This window comes from Flavobacterium sp. (assembly GCF_031381455.1).
Lineage (GTDB): Bacteria > Bacteroidota > Bacteroidia > Flavobacteriales > Flavobacteriaceae > Flavobacterium.
The window spans coordinates 1-18,854 of record NZ_JANMXZ010000032.1 but is presented as its reverse complement, the minus strand read 5'-3'; the positions used below and the strand labels follow the sequence as shown (position 1 = coordinate 18,854).

Below are 18,854 nucleotides of genomic sequence, written 5' to 3'. Positions count from 1 at the left end.
GTCAATATTTGTTGTGTCAAAATCCCCAGATTATGAAAAAGTTATTACTCTTAACCTCAATCATGCTCACTGCGCTTGGTTTTTCCCAACCAATCACGGTTAGTACAACCAGTTACACAGTACCTCAATTGGTAAACAATGTATTAATTAATTCCCCTTGCGTCAATGCAACTAATGTAACATGGAGCACGGGAACTAATTTTGGTTCTTCGAATGGAATTGGTTTTTTCCAAAACACAAATCCAAACTTTCCAATGCAAAGTGGTGTAGTATTAAGTACCGGAAACGCATTAAATGCTGTCGGACCAAATACTACTATACTAAATGATGGCTCAACATCTTGGCCAGGTGATTCAAGTTTAGAAGCAACATTGGCAGCTGCTGGAATTCCTATGACATCTAAAAATGCTTCTGTTTTAGAATTTGATTTTACACCAATTTCTCCAAATTTCAGTTTCGATTTTATTTTTGGTTCTGAAGAATATGGAAATTTTCAATGTTTATATTCTGATGCTTTTGCCTTTTTGTTGACTAATATGACAACTGGAGTAACAACAAATTTGGCTGTTGTTCCTAGTACAACTTCACCTATCTCGGTTGTAACTATTAGAGATTTTTTATATAATTCTTCTTGCCCATCAGTAAATGCCAGTTATTTTGGAAGTTTTAATGGTGGTTCAGGTGCTGCTAATTCAGCTACTAATTTTAATGGTCAAACTAAAGTTTTAACCGCAGCTTCTTCATTAACTGCTGGTGTTCCTTATCATATTAAATTAGTAATTGCAGATAGATCAGATCCACAGTCAGATTCGTCAATATTTATTTCTTCTGACAGTTTTAATATTGGTCAAGACGTATTAGGTTTAGATTTAACAATTGCTGGTGGAAATGCATTATGTTTTGGTACAAATCATAATTTAGACACTGGCTTAAGCACTACTAATCATACATTTGCTTGGAAAAAAAATGGTGTAGTTTTGCCAAGTGAAACTGGTTCAACTTTAACTGTTAGTCAAGCTGGTACTTATGAGGTAACTTATACTAATATTTTCAGTACATGTCTTCCTGTTACAGATTCAGTTATTATAGAATATTACCCTCAAATAACATCTCCAAATCCGAATACCATTTATAAATGTGATTCTGGTGCTTCTTCCTATACTTACAATTTAGATTTAAATACATCAAGAGTAAAACAAGGTTTAGATACATCAACTATTGTTTCTTATTTTATATCTCAAAATGATGCTGATAATAATATAAATCCACTTCCCTTACTTTATAATAGTGCAAGTGGACAATCAATATATGTTAGAATTCAATTGCCAAATAGTAGTTGTTATATTGTTAAATCTTTTCAATTACTTGTGTCACCTGGCCCTGTTGCTTATTCTGCTCCAGATTTAATATCATGTGCTATCAATCAAGTTCAACTTAGGGCTCGTTTTAATCTTAGTTCACAACAAGCCCAGATTTTAAATGGTCAATCCTCAACTATTAATAATGTTACTTATTACACTTCTCTAAATAATGCAAACAACGCAATTAGCCCTATAACTGCTACAACCTCTTTCAGTTCCTTTGGTCAAACCATATATGTAAGAGTGCAAAATGTTAGTGATTCCTCATGTTTTAGTATTACAAGTTTTAATCTTATTGTTAGTCCGCTCCCAGTTGTTGATGATTTGGAAGACGTGATTGTATGTACAAGCTATATATTGCAACCTTTAACTAATGGGAATTATTTTACTAGCTCTAATGGGAATGGATTACCTTTATTTGCTGGCACTGCAATTACACAAACTTTAACTGTATACATATTTAATCAGCCAGGAGGGCCAGGTACTTGTGGGGCTAATAGTTCTTTTAAAGTAACGATTGTTGATGATACTTCATTAACACCTCCAAATGTAACAAGTTGTGGAAGTTATAACTTGCCTCCTTTAGTCTATGGGAAATACTACACTGGACCAGGTGCAACGGGCACAGAAATCCCCTCGGGTACAGTAATCTCAGCGTCGCAAACTATTTATTATTATTTTACAACCACAATTCCTCCTTTATGTGTAGTAGATTCTAGTTACACTGTCACAATTGTTCCAAATATTGAAGTCGGAACTAGACCTGATGTGTTGGAGTGTACTTCTTATACTTTGCCAGCATTACCACTAGGAAATTATTTTACCGGAGGTGGTGGAACCGGAACGCAATTAGCAGCAGGAACTACAATATCAACAAGCCAAACTATATATGTTTACGCTACTACAAGTGGGACAACACCATGTAGTGATGAAGATATTTTTGATGTTTATATTGGAATGCCACAACCCGTAGACATTTCACAATGTAATGGCTATACTTTACCCGCACTTCCTATAGGAAACTATTATACTGGGCCTACCGGAACCGGTACATTAATTCCATCAGGAACAATAATAAATGATAATTCAACCATTTACATATATGCACAAACAACAAGTGGATCAAACAATTGTACTGATGATTTACATTTCACATTAACTTTTGCTCAACCGCAAATTGATACTTTATCAGATGTTTCTGTTTGTGAAACTTATACTCTACCGTCATTAACAAATGGAGAATACTTTACAGATATTGAAGGAACAGGGACAATGCTTTATCCTGGTGATGTTATTCTTTCAACCCAAACAATCTATATCTTTAAAAGACTAAATGCAACTTGTTTTAATCAAAATAGTTTTACTGTTACGATTAATCCAATACCAGCTATTGATTCTCGATCTGATATTGATATTTGCGACCAATATGTCTTGACTCCTTTAACTGTTGGAGATTATTACACTGGACCGAATGCAACTGGAACATTAATTGCACCGAATACTGTTATAACTTCTTCTCAATTAATTTATATTTATGCTATTTCAAACACTACTCCAGCATGTAGTATTCAAAATACTTTTCAAATAAACATCTTTTCAACAACAGCAGATTCGATACCAAATGTTACTGCTTGTGATAGTTATAATTTACCTGCCTTAACAGCTAATAATCGCTATTATACGGCAACAGGCGGACCAACTGGCACTGGAACAGAGATTCCTGTTAACACACTAATTAATTCAAATCAGACAATATATATATTCAAAGAGTCTTTAATTAGAACCTCTTTTTCCTGTCTTGATGAAAGCTCATTTACAGTAACTATTAATAGCACTCCAGTAATTCCTCCTATTGCCAATGTCCAAGTTTGTAATTCCTATACATTGCCTCCACTCGCTATTGGGGATTATTATACTGATATAAATGCATCTGGAACTTTATTACACGCAGGTGATGTTTTGACTTCTTCACAGACACTATATATTTATGCACATACTGCAACTTCACCTGATTGTTCAAGTGAAAGACGTCTTACAGTTACTATTTTTAATGTTGATACTTTACCAAATGTTACTACATGCGAAAGTTATACTTTACCAACTTTGGCTGTCGGTAGATATTTTACAGGTCCGAATGGTATAGGAACAAATTTAGCTTCAGGTACTGTTATTAATACTTCTATGACATTTTACATATATGGTTCATCACCGTTTAATCCTAAATGCAGTGATGAAACCTCATTTACAGTTACTATTATTGATACACCTGTTGCGAATTCAGTTCCTGTAAGTTTGAGAACTACATGTGATTTAGATGGCACTAATGACGGAATAACAAATTTTAACTTGTCAACTTTATCAGCCACAATTCTTGGAACTCAAACAGGTAGTGAATTTAGTGTCACTTATTATGAAAGTTTGGCAAACGCAACGACTGCATTAAACCCGGTAGAGTCCTCTATCCAAACGCTTGTTTACACTCGAGTGAGTAATTCATTGGCGCCAAATTGTTATGATATAAAACCGATAACTATTATTGTAAATAAACTTCCCGAACCAACACCTATTGATGGAATAATTTGTATAGATAGTGAAACCGGAACATTACTAAATGCCTATACTATGTATAGTGGATTGCCAACCGCTACACATAGATTTGTTTGGACAAATGAAACCGGAAACACAGTTGGTACAGCAACCACTTATCAGGCAATTGTACCTGGGGTATTTACTTTAGTTGCTACAATTAACGCTACAGGTTGTGCTTCAGAACCGGTAAATGTTACTGTTTCTCCATCTGAACCAGCCATAGTAACCTACGAGGTTAGTGAAGATTTTGCAGATAACCAATCTATTACAGTAACGGCAACTGGTCAAGGAAATAATTTTGAATTCCAATTAGATAATGGTACGTTTCAAGACAGTAATGTTTTTGAACATGTTCCATCAGGAATTCATACCATAACCGTCAGAGACAAAAATGGTTGTGGAAGCACGTCTATTCAAGCTTTGGTTGTAAACTATCCTAAATACTTTACTCCAAATGGTGACGGCTACAACGACTCTTGGAATATCGAAGATCTATCTGGTCAATCAAGTGCTAGCATTATAATTTATGATCGTTATGGCAAAATACTTACTCAAATAAAACCGAATAATAGCGGTTGGGACGGAACCTATAATGGTCACTTAATGCCGTCTGACGATTATTGGTTTAGTGTTTCCTATATCGATGAAAATCAAGTAGCTCAGGAATTTAGAGCCCATTTCGCCATGAAGCGATAATCTACATAAAACCTACTCTATGAAAACTCCTAATCTACTCAGGAGTTTTTTTTATTAAAATTTGTAACAAATTAAAGCTTTTAAAGTCTACTTAGGCATCAAATAAATAATCATCAATACAAAATGAAGTTTAAAATTTTACTACTTAGCCTATTAAGTACCATTTCTTTTATGCAAGCTCAAAACTCAAATCAAGGAACATTTGCATTGGGAAGTATTTCAGGAAAAGTAATCGACAAAAATTCAAAACAACCCATTTCTTATGTTAATGTTAGTGTTAAATTAGACGGAAAAGTTATCACCGGAGGAATTACACAAGACAATGGAAGTTTTTCAATAAAGAACCTTGAACTAAAAGAATATGTTGTCGAGTTCCAGTTTATGGGTTACAAAACACAAACTGTCTCTGTAGATTTGACAACCAATAAAACTATAAATTTAAATACGATTTCACTCCAAGAAGATGCAATTCAATTGGAAGGAGTAGAAATTGTAAAAGAAAAATCAACCTACGAACAAAAAATAGATAGAAAAATCATCAACGTGGGTAAAGATTTGATATCTGCGGGCGCAACTGCAGGTGAAATCATGAATAATATACCATCTGTAAGTGTAGATCCACAAACCAATGCCATCAGCTTAAGAGGAAATGAAAATGTTCGAATTTTAATTGATGGAAAACCTACAAACATTGACCCATCACAATTATTGAAGCAAATTCCTTCTTCTTCAATCAAACAAATTGAGTTAATCACTAATCCATCGGCAAAATATAACCCAGAAGGAATGAGTGGAATTATTAATATTGTGTTACACAGAAATGCTAATCAAGGTTTTAATGCCAGTATTAATAATGGGGTAACTTTTGGAATAACTCCAAAAGCGAATGCTTCCTTTGATATGAATTATAAAGTTGGAAAATTTAATTTTTACACCAACTATGGTTTTAATCACGGTATCCAAACTAATCATGGAAACATACACAGTTTTCAACCCAATGCTGAAAAATTTATTGCAATGGATTTTGTAAACAAAAATACTTCTCACTTGTATAAGATTGGTGTTGATTATTATTTGAATGACTATAATACTTTATCTATTTATACGAATCAAAATTTATTTATTTCAAGTGGTAATAGCTTGGTAGCTGTAGATTATGTCCCAACATCAATTCCGGATATTTATCAAACTAATTCTAGTCACAATAAAAATACGACCGGAACTTATAATCTAGATTTTAAACATAAATTTAAAAAAGAAGGCGAAAATATTGAATTAGAATACAATTTCAATAGAAACAAAGCCAATGAAAATTCTCTTTTTAGTATCGTTTCCAATTCAGCAGAAACACTTAATCCAAATGATATTAACAACATCAATAACAACACTAAAATCAATTTAGATTATACAAATCCATTGCCAGAAAATTCAAAACTAGAAATAGGGTTAGAAACACGCATAGAAAACACGAATAACACTTTTAATAGAGATTTGGCTTATAATTCAGACTTTCACTATGAAAGAAAAATTAATTCCGCATACACAACCTTTGGCAAACAATGGACAAAATGGGGTTTTCAAGTTGGCGGTCGTTTTGAAAACTATACCGCTGATGCCAATTTCAATGCTGTAGATAGCAATGATGAAAATGGAAATGGAAATACAACAGAAATTATCACAAAAAAATTCAACGACAAAATAAATACTGTATACCCAAGTGGTTATATCTCTTATAAACTATCTGATAATAATTCCTTTAATTTTAATTACTCAAGACGAGTTGATAGACCAAGTATTGGACAAGTAAACCCTATCAGAGAATGGAGTACACCGACAGTTATTTCTGTTGGAAATCCATATCTTAGACCACAGTTTACCAATTCTTTTGAGTTAAATTACACTCGAAAAACAAAAATTGGTTCAATATCTACTGTAGTTTTTTATAGAGTAATAAACAGTGAAATTACTCGTTTGGTAGAAATTGATCCTACTAATAGTAACCGAAATATTTTATCGTATGCTAATTTTAAAGACAACCGTTCCTATGGTGCAGAAATTTCGGGAAATTTAGATTTTACCAAATGGTGGAGTGCCAATCTTGGGACAGATATCTATTTTAGAAAAATTAGAGGTACCGTTACTTCCCAGTTTATTGAAAAAGATATTTCTGTTTTCAATGCAAGAATGAACAACACTTTCAAAGCTACAAAAAATCTCCGCTTTCAACTTTTTGAAATGTATCGCGGACAAGAACAAGGATTACAATTCTTGAGAAAAAGAAGTTATAAAACTGATATTGGTGCTAGTTATAACATCCTAAAAGGTCAAGGAACTGTAAGTGCTAGAGCAAGTGATATCTTCAAAACTATAAATTTCAGTTTTGATGGAGATTTACCTTATAAGCAAGTTGGAGGTTTCACCTGGGAGAGTAGAACAGTCTATTTAGGGTTTAACTATCGATTTGGTGGCGGAAAAAATATGGCATTACAAAGAAAACAAAGAGATAAAAATGAAACCCAAAATAATGGTGGGATGATGTAAAAAATAGAAAACCGAAGTTAGAAGCTTCGGTTTTTATTTTAATAAGAACTAAGATTACCACTTAATAATAGCACTTGCCCAGGTAAATCCACTGCCAAAAGCAGCTAAGACAACTGTATCACCTTTCTTTATCTTTCCTTGTTCCCAAGCTTCGGTTAAAGCAATCGGAATAGAAGCTGCTGTAGTATTTCCGTATTTTTGAATATTGTTAAAAACCTTATCATCACTCAACCCAAATTTCTTTTGGATAAACTGTGAAATTCTCAAATTGGCTTGATGTGGAATCAACATATCAATATCGGAAATCTCTAAATTATTGGCTTGCAATCCTTCGTTAATCACTTCACTAAAACGAACTACAGCATGTTTGAAAACAAATTGCCCATTCATGTAGGGAAAATAACTCTCATCATCCGGGTTGTTTTCTGCCAAAATATCAGTAATCCATCTTCCTCCCATACCCGGAGCTAAAACCGCTAATTCTTTGGCATGTTCTCCTTCTGAATGCAAATGTGTAGAAAGAATTCCGCTATCGTCATCGCTCCTACTCAAAACCGCTGCTCCAGCTCCATCTCCAAAAATAACTGAAACACTACGACCGCGATCAGTCATATCCAATCCTAGTGACTGTACTTCGGAAGCAACCACCAAAATGTTTTTATACATTCCGGTTTTGATAAATTGATCCGCAACAGACAATGCGTAAACAAAACCCGAACATTGATTACGAATATCCAAAGCTCCAATGGTTTTCAAACCCAATTCCTTTTGCAAAGCAACGCCTGGACCAGGAAAATAATAATCTGGAGAAATGGTGGCAAAAACTATAAAGTCAATATCATCATTTGAAATTCCGGAGCGTTCAATAGCAATTTTTGAGGCTTTTACACCCATTGAGGTTGTCGTATCTTGGCCGCGAACAATGTGCCTTCTTTCCTTAATTCCTGTTCTCTCCTGAATCCATTCATCATTCGTATCCATTATTTTGGATAAATCATCATTGGTAACTACATTATCGGGAACATAAAATCCTAAACCTGATATTTTTGAATGAAACATAATTTTTATTTAATTGTTAAAAACGTTATGCTAAATTAAACATTTTTAAGGCTTCTTTTTCAAGTAAATTTCACTGCCTATTGAAACTTCAACCTCACTTTCGAAAAATATGTTTTTATTGTTATGAATCGTTTCAATAAGATAATGATTTCCCAGAAAATAAGTATTAGTTACTAAAACTTTAAGCTTTGATTTTTCGACAATCATCAATTGATTTGGATAAATAAGTTCTGTTTTCCCGTCAAATTCTATTTCGTTTACATCGCCAAAAAGTGACCCTATGTATTTATTTTTTGGATTGTCATAGATGCTTTTTGGATTTCCTTCTTCTATGAGTTTTCCCTCTTTCAAAACCAAAACATCATCTGCAAAAGAAAGTACATCCGAACTATCATGAGTAGCAAAAATAGTGGTGATTTGTTTTTCTTTTAAATACCCAAAGAGTTTTCGACGCAAGCTGTATTTCCTGAAATTATCAATATGACTAAAAGGCTCATCCAACAATAAAACCTCAGGCTCAAGTGCCAAAACCCTAGCTAATGCTACACGCTGCATCTGTCCGCCGCTTAAATTTTTTGCTTTTATATTGGCATAATCCGTCATTTCGACGATTTCTAATAGTTCAGCAATACGTTCACTTTTTTGTTCAGGATAAAAGTTCGAAAGGTATTTTCCAACATTTTCGGCTACGGTAATAAATGGCATTAAGTCAAAATCTTGTGCCAGATATTTCATGAAATCCATTCCGGGAATTAAATTGTATTTTGGTCCTAAAACTTCGGTATCATTCCAAAATAATTGCCCTTCATCTAAGTCATACAAACCATAAATAAGTTTAAGCAAAGTGCTCTTCCCGCAACCACTTTCTCCAATAATTGCCAAGTTTTTTCCTTTTTTTAATTCAAAAGAAATGGCGTTGATGGTTGGCTTTTCTTGGTAAGAAAATGAAATGTTTCTAACTTTTAGCATAGCTTTAATTAATTTACAAAATTGAGTAATCTTAAATGAAATAAAAAATATATTTGATAAACTAAATATGATTCTCAACGTCATTTCAATACTGCTGGTATATTTTATCAGATTTTGTTATGCATTTTATGAAATTAGATTTACTTTTACCTGCCCGTTGTCGGTTAATTTAGAGTGCTTTATGAAATTGAAAATCTACATAACATCCTTTTTACTTATAGTAATAACTTCGTTGCATGCCCAAGTTGGTATTGGAACTACATCTCCCAATGCCTCTTCTATGTTGGATATTACCTCAACTAATAGTGGTCTATTAATACCAAGAATCCCTTTAGTTAGCGCTACTGATTTGTCAATAATCACTTCTCCGATAACTTCATTATTAGTTTACAATTCTGGTTTTGCACCAAATGGCTATTATTATTGGAATGGTTCTATTTGGGTTCAATTAGCTGTTGGCTCCAATACAGATTGGTCACTAACCGGAAACACAGGAACAAGCAGTGCTACAAATTTCTTTGGAACAACGGATGATGTGGATATTGTTTTTAAAAGATTTAATGTAAGTGCTGGATACATAGGAAATCCTATCGGAGCAACTCCAAGCACATTAAATGTAAAAAACACAATTTTTGGAGCAAACTCATTACTTAACTCTACAACTGGATATAGAAATACTGCTATTGGCTCAAATGTAATGACAGGAAATACGAGTGGAAGTATAAATGTTGCTATAGGGGATGCAGCATTAGCATCAAACACAAGCGGGATAGAAAATACTGCTGTAGGTGTCGGTGCATTATTTTCTAATGCTTCAAATAATTCTAATACCGCAATAGGAAGAAATGCACTGACAACTAGTACTGCAGATTTTAATACTGCGGTAGGAGACAGAGCCCTTACTGCAAATACACTTGGCACTCAAAATACCGCTATTGGGGTAAGTTCCTTACGCCTAAATACACAGGGGAATAATAATACTGCTTCGGGAGTTTTTGCATTACGATCCAACACAATAGGAAATAACAATACTGCTCTAGGATACCAAAGTTTTTACTCTAATTCAACTGGTGGATCAAATGTTGGTTTGGGTTATCAGGCAGGTTATAACGAAACAGGAAGTAATAAATTATATATTGCAAATACAAATGCTGATGCTTCAAATGCACTAATTTATGGTGAATTTGACAATAAAATTGTCAGAGTTAATGGAACATTGCAAATTAACAATCCTGCATCTGCGCCAGGTTATTCATTACCAATTGTTAGAGGAACAAATGGTCAAGTATTACAAACTAATGGTGCTGGCGCAACAAGTTGGGCTTCAGCCTCATCTGACTGGTCAATAACAGGAAATTCAGGATTGTCTGGTACCACAAATTTTTTAGGAACAACAGATGCAGTTGATGTAGCTTTTAGAAGAAGTAATTTAGCCGCGGGGAAATTGAGTGCTACAAGTACATCCTTTGGAGTCGGAGCGCTTTCTGCAGGAGCTACTACAAATAACGCTGCTTTTGGTAATAATGCTTTAACGCTTAGTACTGGAACCGATAATGTGGCTGTAGGGCTTAGTGCTTTAGCAGCAAATACAACAGGAACGGCAAATACAGCTCTTGGAAAAAGTGCTTTAGCTGCAAATTCAACTGGCGCTCAGAATACAGCTATTGGATCAAATGCGTTGGCTTTGAATACTACAACTGGTAATACGGCAATGGGCTATAATGCTTTGACTGCCAATGTTGCGGCTACAGGAAACACAGCTGTAGGTTTTATTGCATTAACAGCAAATAACACTGGGGGAGACAACACAGCAGTAGGCTACCAAGCTCTAAAAGCAAACACAGGTGGATTTCAAAATACGTCAGTTGGAGTCAATGCCCTGGAAAGAAAAACGACAGGTTCAGCAAATACGGCAATTGGTCATAGTGCCTTAAATGCTGTTGGAACTTTTAATAATGCCACTGCGGTAGGCTATCAGGCTTTACTCAATAATACCTCAAGTAATATAACCGCTGTTGGATTTCAAGCTTTGATGAATAATAGTATTGGTACAGAAAATACTGCCATAGGCTATCAGGCGGGTACTGCAAACACAACGGGAACTGGTAATACCGCACTTGGCTACACCGCGTTGACTGCCAATAATTCAACTTTCAATACTGCCATAGGAGATAATGCTCTTGGTAGAAATACAGGATCCAGCAATACAGCTGTAGGTTACCAAGCGGAGTTTGGTTCTGGTGCTGCTTTTGCCAATACAACTGCCGTTGGCTTTTCTGCCTTATTCAACAACCAAGCTAGTAATAATACGGCCGTTGGTTACCGAGCCTCCAACAATAATACTAGTGGCGCAAGCAACACTGCTATTGGCTATACCGCTTTAAATAATAACTTTACGGGTGGTTCCAACACTGCCCTTGGACATCAAGCTGGATTTAATGTTTCAACATCAAACAATACGCTTATTGGTTTTAATGCTGGACAACAAGCAGGAGCAAATAATACCGCAGTCGGGGCTAATGCTTTAAGTGCTACCACCGGTGCTTCCAATAGTGTTGCTATTGGTTTTAACGCACTTGTAGCAAGTACTGCAGCGAATAACACATCGGTAGGATACAGTTCATTGAGCGGAATTACCACCGGAGCCAGAAATGTAGCTTTGGGTTATCAAGCGGGGTCATTGGAAACAACGGCTAACGATAAATTATATATCTCCAACAGTGCTACGACGCCAGCCACTTCGTTAATTTATGGAGAGTTTAGTCCAGCGAGGATTTTAAGAACTAATAGTACATTCCAAATTGGAGATCCGGCAGCAAGCGGTTATTTTTTTCCAACTGTAACAGGATCAATCAATCAGGTTCTTCAACTAAGTGATAACGCTGGAACATTAAATTGGGTAAATCCTTCCGCTTTAAGTATTACCGAAACGGATCCACAAGTTACTTCAACAACAACAAACTATGTTCCAAGATGGAATGGAACAACTCTTATTGACGGTGTTATTGCCGATGACGGAACAAATGTTGGTATAGGTATTGCACCTTCGGTTGGAAACAAATTAGCTGTTTCGGGAAAAACAAGAACTACAAACTTTCAAATGACAAATGGCGCGACTGCTAATTATGTTTTACAAAGTGATGCTACTGGAAATGCCTCTTGGGTAAATCCAACAACATTGTCTATAACAGAAACTGACCCTCAAGTTTCATCTACTACTTCAAGTGTAGTACCAAAATGGAATGGAACTACTTTGGTTGATGGTATAATGGTTGACGACGGAACTAATGTTGGTGTTGGAATAATACCTTCGGCTGGAAATAAATTAGAAGTAAATGGCAAAACAAAAACTACTGATTTCCAAATGACTACTGGCGCTACTGCTAATTACGTTCTACAAAGTGATGCTACAGGAAATGCTTCTTGGGCATTGCCAAACAACACGCTTTCTGTTGTTAGAACAAATTTAAGTGCTGGACAATCTCTTGGTACAAGTGGTTGGGAAAAATTAAATTTTGATACTGTAGTTTTCGATATAAACACAGAATATAATACGGGTACAAATAGATTTGTAGCAACCAAAGCTGGATATTATGAAGTAAATGCCGGCTATCACACAGACAATCAAGGGAACACACAATTCTACTCGATAGGTGTATATAAAAATGGTGCTTTATACCAACAAACTACGGGAAATCATTATAATGTAGGATATGTTTCCAGAAATATAAATTGTATTGTTTATCTAAATGCTGGACAATACATAGAAATATTTGCTGAAAACTACCAATCTGGAGTTACTATTGATTCTTTTCCAGGAAAAACTTTTTTTGAAGTAAAACAAATTAGATAAAAAATAAGAGCGAAACTTATATACAAAGAATCGCTCTTATCAACCTAACCAATAACAAATTTATTATTATGCAATATATTTTTCGAATGACTTGGTGTCAATTCGTGCTTTTAAATCGTGCAATAAATTATAGAGTCCAAAAAAGGTTCTATTGATGTATAAAAAATGTTTTGAACCTCTATTACCATTCATTTTTCGCAATTGCGAATCTTTTGCAAACTCTTCTCCCATTACAGCAATTTTTCCAAAAAAGTCTTCGTCAGAAAAATCAAAATAATTATCATGAAATGGTTTGGTAAACAAACTAAGTAACTCATGAAATATTTTGGTAAAATAGGCTAATTCTTTTTCAGAATCATCTGCTCTCAAGATTTCTAATTCGTATAATTTTTCGACAAACAATTCTGGATTATCAATAATTTGAGGTTTTGCCAATTCGAAGTAAGGAACATAAAATTCCTCTGGAACATGTTTCATACATCCAAAATCAATAGCTACCAAATTGCTATCGGAATCAATCAAAAAATTTCCGGGATGCGGATCGGCGTGCACTTGCTTTAATTGATGCATTTGATACATATAAAAATCCCAAAGCGCCTGCCCTATTTTATCGCTTTTTACTCTATCTTCATTGTGTGCAGTAAATTCAGAAAGGTGCTCGCCCTCTATCCATTCCATGGTTAAAATCTTTTCAGATGATAATTCAGGATAATATTTTGGGAAACGCAATTGCTCAATTTTTCCACACAAAGCTGAGACTTCTAAACTTTGTTTTAGTTCTAAAACATAGTCGGTTTCTTCTAGTAGTTTGTCTTCTACTTCTTTGAAATATTTCTCAGAATCTTTGCCTTTCAGATTAAACATTCTTGTTGCAAAAGGCTTTACCAAAGCTAAATCAGAACTTATACTATCCGACACTCCCGGATATTGGATTTTCACAGCAAAATTTTTCCCATCCTTGGTTGCTTTGTGTACCTGACCGATACTCGCAGCATTCGTGGCATCCGGAGTGAAGGTGTCGAATATAGCTTCAGGATATTTCCCTAAATATTTTTTAAATGTTTTTCGAACCAATGGCGCTGACAATGGTGGCACTGAAAATTGCGACAACGAAAATTTATCGACATACGCTTGTGGCATAATGCTTTTATCCATGCTAAGCATTTGAGCTACTTTTAAAGCACTTCCCTTGAGGTTTTTTAAACCATCGTAGATATCTTCGGCATTGTTTTCGTTTAATTTGTCTCGATTCAGATTAGGGTTGACCATTTTTTCGCCATAATAGGCAACATAGTTTCCACCTACTTTAATTCCGGTTTTGACTAATTGCCCAGCGCGTTCTAATTTTCCTGTTGGAATTTTATCTAATGTTTTCATTATTTCATTTTTTCTTTCCAAAGGAATTTTCCCAAATCGAATAAACTCTCTAAAGGCTTTGTATCTAATAAATCAACTACAGTATTCACTGATTTCTCAATCAAAACATCCGTTTTTTCAAAACCTTTTGATGTATCATCCATCCAAAATTTCAATAAAAATAAGAACTGAAGCCAAGCACCTTCAGAGAAAACGGGTTCGGTTACTTTCGCTACTTTCCCGAATGGCTCTGAGGGTTTTGACTTTATTTTAGTTACGATATACTCTTTAAAATGGTTTCGAAAAGTGGACAAACTTTTTAAATTCTTTAGCCCTTCCTTATTTTCTTTTAAAGAAAACAGGATATAACTTCTATTAAGCGTGAGTATTTCAAACAACGTAAAATATAGAGTGAGTAATTTATTTTTATCAGAATAGGTATCAAAAGTTGGTTCCTTTTCAATAGTCGCTACTGCATTTTCAAAAAACTTCAACCATATATCTTTCTTTAGTGCATCAAGCGAACCAAAAAAAGAGTAGAAATCACTTTCTTCTATAGTGTGCTTCTTGCAAAAAATAAAAACGTTTTTGGGCGCTTCATTCATTTCTAAAACATCATTCATATACAACGAAATAATCTGAAGATCATCTAAGTGTTTTTTCTTTGCTTGTGTTGTTTTTGGTGTTGCCATACTATCTTTATTTATTGGACTGTAAAGTTACAAATTGTTTAATCATTATTGTAAAAGTTTAAACAAAAAGTTTTGTTAAAGTTTGTGCAAAAAAAAACGTCCATTATAAATGGACGCTTTTTGAATATTTTAAAACCAGAATTATTTCCCAGCTTCTTTTTGAGCATCCTGAACCATTTTTTCATTGGCAGTGATAGCAAATTCGACACGACGGTTTTGACTTCTTCCTTCCACAGTTTCATTACTCGCAACTGGATCAGCAATTCCTAAACCAGTTGTAGTGAAACGAGAAGAACTAATTCCTTTTCCTGCTAAATAATTTTTAACTGAAGCAGCTCTTTGTCCTGACAATGTTAGATTATACTCAGGTGTTCCAGTGCTATCAGTATAGCCATAAATTTGAATGTTGGTGTCTGGATATTGATCAAAAACCGCAACCAATTTATCCAAATTAGCTTTAGCTGTTGAAGTCAAAGTTGATTTATTCGTATCAAAACGAACTGAATTCTCACCTAATACTAATTTAATTCCTTCTCCTACTCTTTCCACTTGTGCACCAGGCAAAGCCGTTTCAATTTCACGAGCTTGTTTGTCCATTTTGTTCCCAATTACACCACCGGCAACTCCACCAATTACACCACCAAGAACAGCACCAAGTGCGCCATTTCCTCCTTTACCAATATTATTACCTAAAACTCCACCTAGAACTGCTCCTCCAACGGCACCAATCGCCACACCACGTTGTGTTTTATTTGTATTCTTTACAGCTTCACAACCCGTGAAGAAACTTCCTAAAAGGAAAAGACTTGCTAAAGCAACTATTTTTATATTTTTCATAATGATTTTAAATTTAATTTCTACTGAATTGGTAAACTACATCTGTTGCTTTTCCAAGAACATCAATCTGGTCAATAAGCTGGAAAGAATTGTCTGTTAGATTGGCTACTTTTAAAACATAGCCATCTTTTACTTTTCTTGCTTTTGATTCATCTAAAATTTTGAGAACAAATTGCCCATCTTTATTGACAAACCAAGTAATTGGTGTACTATAAGAAGTACATTTTGGGCTGTTAAGTGAGAAGTTCCCCTTGTTGTTGTTTGAAACAAATTTCCATTTACTTCCTACAAAACATTGCGAGTCAGCCAACTCAAAAGAGTTTACTTTCATCATATTTGAATTAGGATAAGTAACAGAAGTAACGGTCCAGTTTCCTTTCATCGCAACCTGTGTTTTAGAATCCAGTTTGGTGTCAGTAGCGGATTTTGATTTACATGATAAAATCAAAAGTGATAATGCACTTATTAAAATAATTTTTTTCATTCCTATTAAAATTTACAATTAGTTATTACAAATATACGCCGATTTTTAATTTGGATTTTACAATATATTGTAGAATTGTTACAGAATTACAGTAGAATTGTTATTACGCCAATTTGTCATAAAGCCTACGATTGGTATTAGTTTTGAATAGTCAAGCTTCAAAATCGTTTAACATAAAAAACATAAATATGACAACAGGAAAAATCAATGTATCCGTAGAAAACATCTTTCCACTGATAAAGAAGTTTTTATACAATGACCACGAAATTTTCTTGCGTGAATTAGTATCAAATGCAACCGACGCTACATTAAAATTAAAGCATTTAGCAAGCATTGGTGAAGCCAAAGTCGAATATGGCAATCCAATTATTGAAGTCAAGATTGACAAAGAAGGCAAAAAACTCCACCTCATCGACCAAGGTTTAGGAATGACTGCCGAAGAAGTTGAGAAATACATCAATCAAATTGCTTTCTCCGGTGCCGAAGAATTCCTTGAAAAATATAAAGACTCTGCCAAAGATTCAGGAATCATTGGTCACTTCGGACTTGGATTTTATTCCGCATTTATGGTAGCTTCCAAAGTGGAAATTATCACCAAATCATACAAAGACGAACCAGCTGCTCATTGGACATGCGACGGAAGTCCAGAGTTTACTTTAGTTCCATCTGACAAAACCGAAAGAGGAACCGAAATCATCCTTCACATTGCAGAAGATTCTCTAGAGTTTTTAGAAGATTTCAAAATACGTGAATTGTTGACCAAATACAACAAGTTCATGCCGATTCCAATCAAATTCGGAACAAGAACAGAAAAAATTGAGCAGAAAAAAGGAGAATCTGTTGCCGAAGAAGACAAAGACAATATTTTCACTGAAGTGCAAGTGGATAACATCATCAACAATCCAAATCCGGCCTGGACAAAACAACCGGTTGATTTGACTGATGAAGATTATAAGGAATTCTATCGCGAATTGTATCCTATGCAATTTGAAGATCCGTTATTCAATATTCATTTGAATGTGGATTATCCGTTCAACCTGACAGGAATTTTATATTTCCCAAAAATGTCTTCCGATTTGCAGCTACAAAAAGACAAAATCCAAATGTACCAAAATCAGGTTTTTGTTACTGATAACGTAGAAGGAATTGTTCCCGAGTTTTTAGGCATGCTAAAAGGGGTAATTGATTCACCTGATATTCCACTAAATGTTTCGCGATCTGGATTACAGGCTGATAGTAATGTGAAAAAAATCTCGAATTACATTACTAGAAAAGTGGCTGATAAATTGAAATCATTATTCACTGAAAACCGTGAAGACTTCGAGCAAAAATGGAACGACATTAAAATTGTATTGGAATACGGCATGCTATCCGAACCAAAATTCTATGAAAAATCAGGAGATTTTATTTTGTATCCAACTGTTGATGACAAGTATTACACTTTAGCAGAATTGAAAGAAGCCATTACTGAAAACCAAACCGACAAAAACGGAAAACTAGTAGTGTTATATGCTTCCAATAAAGATGCACAGCACGGTTATGTTGAAATTGCTAAAGAAAAAGGATATGAAGTGTTGTTATTGGATTCACCAATTGTATCACATTTGATTCAAAAACTGGAAAGCGATAATGAGAACGTGACTTTTGTTCGTGTAGATTCTGACCATATTGACAAACTAATTCAGAAAGAGGAAACTCAGATTTCTAAATTATCGGAAGATGAATCAACGCAACTGAAAACTGTTTTAGAAGAGATTGTACCAAAAGCAAATTACTCGGTTCAATTAGAACCTATGGACAGTACCGCAGCGCCATTTATCATCACGCAACCGGAATTTATGCGAAGAATGAAGGAAATGAGTCAATCTGGCGGTGGCGGAATGTTCGGAATGGGTAATTTTCCCGAAATGTATAATTTGGTTGTTAACACCAATTCAGAATTGGCAACAACAATCCTAAACACTTCCGACAAATCAGCTCAGGAAGGTTTGGTAAAACAAGCTTTAGATTTAGCGAAAATCTCTCAAGGATTATTGAAAGGTGAAGAGTTGACTGCTTTTGTGAAGAGAAGTTTTGAGCTAATTAAGTAAAAAGAGATTAGAGATAAGTAAAACCTGTGAGTGCAAACTTGCAGGGTTTTTTGTTTACTATTTTAAATTAATTAGTAAGTAAAACATATATTGTTTTATATTTAAGCAAAAATAACTTTTTAGTTAAAAAATATGTTTGACAAATTTAAAAAATCAGAATTATTTATTTTGGCAGTTGTAATTATTCTTATTTTCATTTCAGAATATATTTATCTTGTTGAAGAAAATTTTGAAAAAGCTGTTTTTATTGGTTTGTGGCCACCGACAATCGTTGGATTGTTGATATTTTTTAATCTTAAACTAAAAAAATAGATGAAAAATTTAGAT

At 34.4% G+C, this 18,854-nt stretch carries 10 protein-coding genes; 4 read left to right on the top strand and 6 right to left on the bottom strand.

From position 1 onward, the window contains the following. Nucleotides 1-32: 32 nt before the first annotated feature. Both RMN97_RS07650 and RMN97_RS07645 read left to right on the top strand, forming a co-directional pair. Nucleotides 33-4,646, top strand: coding sequence for a choice-of-anchor L domain-containing protein (locus tag RMN97_RS07650; protein WP_309613931.1), 4,614 nt, complete (start codon nucleotides 33-35; stop codon nucleotides 4,644-4,646). 123 nt (nucleotides 4,647-4,769) lie between these two features. Continuing rightward, entirely contained in the window at nucleotides 4,770-7,187 is a 2,418-nt protein-coding gene (locus RMN97_RS07645) for an outer membrane beta-barrel family protein (protein WP_309613930.1), read from the top strand. A gap of 54 nt (nucleotides 7,188-7,241) precedes the next feature. Here the strand turns inward: RMN97_RS07645 and RMN97_RS07640 are convergent, their stop codons facing one another. Both RMN97_RS07640 and RMN97_RS07635 read right to left on the bottom strand, forming a co-directional pair. After that, nucleotides 7,242-8,246 carry a beta-ketoacyl-ACP synthase III gene (locus RMN97_RS07640; protein ID WP_309613929.1) on the bottom strand — a complete coding sequence of 335 codons (1,005 nt, stop codon included), beginning with the start codon at nucleotides 8,244-8,246 and terminating at the stop codon, nucleotides 7,242-7,244. A 45-nt stretch (nucleotides 8,247-8,291) separates the two neighbouring features. Then, nucleotides 8,292-9,215, bottom strand: a complete 924-nt coding sequence (locus RMN97_RS07635) for an ABC transporter ATP-binding protein (RefSeq protein ID WP_309613928.1) — start codon at nucleotides 9,213-9,215, stop codon at nucleotides 8,292-8,294. 181 nt (nucleotides 9,216-9,396) lie between these two features. Between RMN97_RS07635 and RMN97_RS07630 the strand changes: the two genes are divergently transcribed. Further along, entirely contained in the window at nucleotides 9,397-13,068 is a 3,672-nt protein-coding gene (locus tag RMN97_RS07630; protein ID WP_309613927.1) for a hypothetical protein, read from the top strand. 66 nt (nucleotides 13,069-13,134) lie between these two features. On the opposite strand, the gene RMN97_RS07625 is transcribed toward RMN97_RS07630, so the two are convergent. From RMN97_RS07625 to RMN97_RS07610, 4 genes are all read right to left on the bottom strand, one after another. Further along, nucleotides 13,135-14,445, bottom strand: a complete 1,311-nt coding sequence (locus tag RMN97_RS07625; protein WP_309613926.1) for an AarF/ABC1/UbiB kinase family protein — start codon at nucleotides 14,443-14,445, stop codon at nucleotides 13,135-13,137. Continuing rightward, nucleotides 14,445-15,116, bottom strand: coding sequence for a TetR family transcriptional regulator C-terminal domain-containing protein (locus tag RMN97_RS07620; protein ID WP_309613925.1), 672 nt, complete (start codon nucleotides 15,114-15,116; stop codon nucleotides 14,445-14,447). The genes RMN97_RS07625 and RMN97_RS07620 overlap by 1 nt, the downstream gene beginning before the upstream one ends. A 141-nt stretch (nucleotides 15,117-15,257) precedes the next feature. Continuing rightward, nucleotides 15,258-15,953 (bottom strand): OmpA family protein, encoded by a 696-nt coding sequence (locus tag RMN97_RS07615; RefSeq protein ID WP_309613924.1) that lies wholly within the window; start codon nucleotides 15,951-15,953, stop codon nucleotides 15,258-15,260. A gap of 13 nt (nucleotides 15,954-15,966) precedes the next feature. Then, complete coding sequence (locus RMN97_RS07610; protein ID WP_309613923.1) at nucleotides 15,967-16,437, bottom strand: lipocalin family protein; 471 nt, start codon at nucleotides 16,435-16,437, stop codon at nucleotides 15,967-15,969. Between the two features lie 188 nt (nucleotides 16,438-16,625). Between RMN97_RS07610 and htpG the strand changes: the two genes are divergently transcribed. Then, on the top strand, nucleotides 16,626-18,527 hold the full coding sequence (htpG, locus tag RMN97_RS07605; protein ID WP_309613922.1) for a molecular chaperone HtpG: 1,902 nt from the start codon (nucleotides 16,626-16,628) through the stop codon (nucleotides 18,525-18,527). Nucleotides 18,528-18,854: the final 327 nt, after the last annotated feature.

Excerpts from the sequence above, each read along its gene's own strand:
- RMN97_RS07620 (WP_309613925.1), bottom strand. The coding sequence starts at position 15,116 with ATGGCAACACCAAAAACAACACAAGCAAAGAAAAAACACTTAGATGAT.
- RMN97_RS07640 (WP_309613929.1), bottom strand. The coding sequence starts at position 8,246 with ATGTTTCATTCAAAAATATCAGGTTTAGGATTTTATGTTCCCGATAAT.
- RMN97_RS07630 (WP_309613927.1), top strand. The coding sequence starts at position 9,397 with ATGAAATTGAAAATCTACATAACATCCTTTTTACTTATAGTAATAACT.
- htpG (WP_309613922.1), top strand. The coding sequence starts at position 16,626 with ATGACAACAGGAAAAATCAATGTATCCGTAGAAAACATCTTTCCACTG.
- RMN97_RS07625 (WP_309613926.1), bottom strand. The coding sequence starts at position 14,445 with ATGAAAACATTAGATAAAATTCCAACAGGAAAATTAGAACGCGCTGGG.
- RMN97_RS07610 (WP_309613923.1), bottom strand. The coding sequence starts at position 16,437 with ATGAAAAAAATTATTTTAATAAGTGCATTATCACTTTTGATTTTATCA.
- RMN97_RS07650 (WP_309613931.1), top strand. The coding sequence starts at position 33 with ATGAAAAAGTTATTACTCTTAACCTCAATCATGCTCACTGCGCTTGGT.
- RMN97_RS07645 (WP_309613930.1), top strand. The coding sequence starts at position 4,770 with ATGAAGTTTAAAATTTTACTACTTAGCCTATTAAGTACCATTTCTTTT.
- RMN97_RS07615 (WP_309613924.1), bottom strand. The coding sequence starts at position 15,953 with ATGAAAAATATAAAAATAGTTGCTTTAGCAAGTCTTTTCCTTTTAGGA.
- RMN97_RS07635 (WP_309613928.1), bottom strand. The coding sequence starts at position 9,215 with ATGCTAAAAGTTAGAAACATTTCATTTTCTTACCAAGAAAAGCCAACC.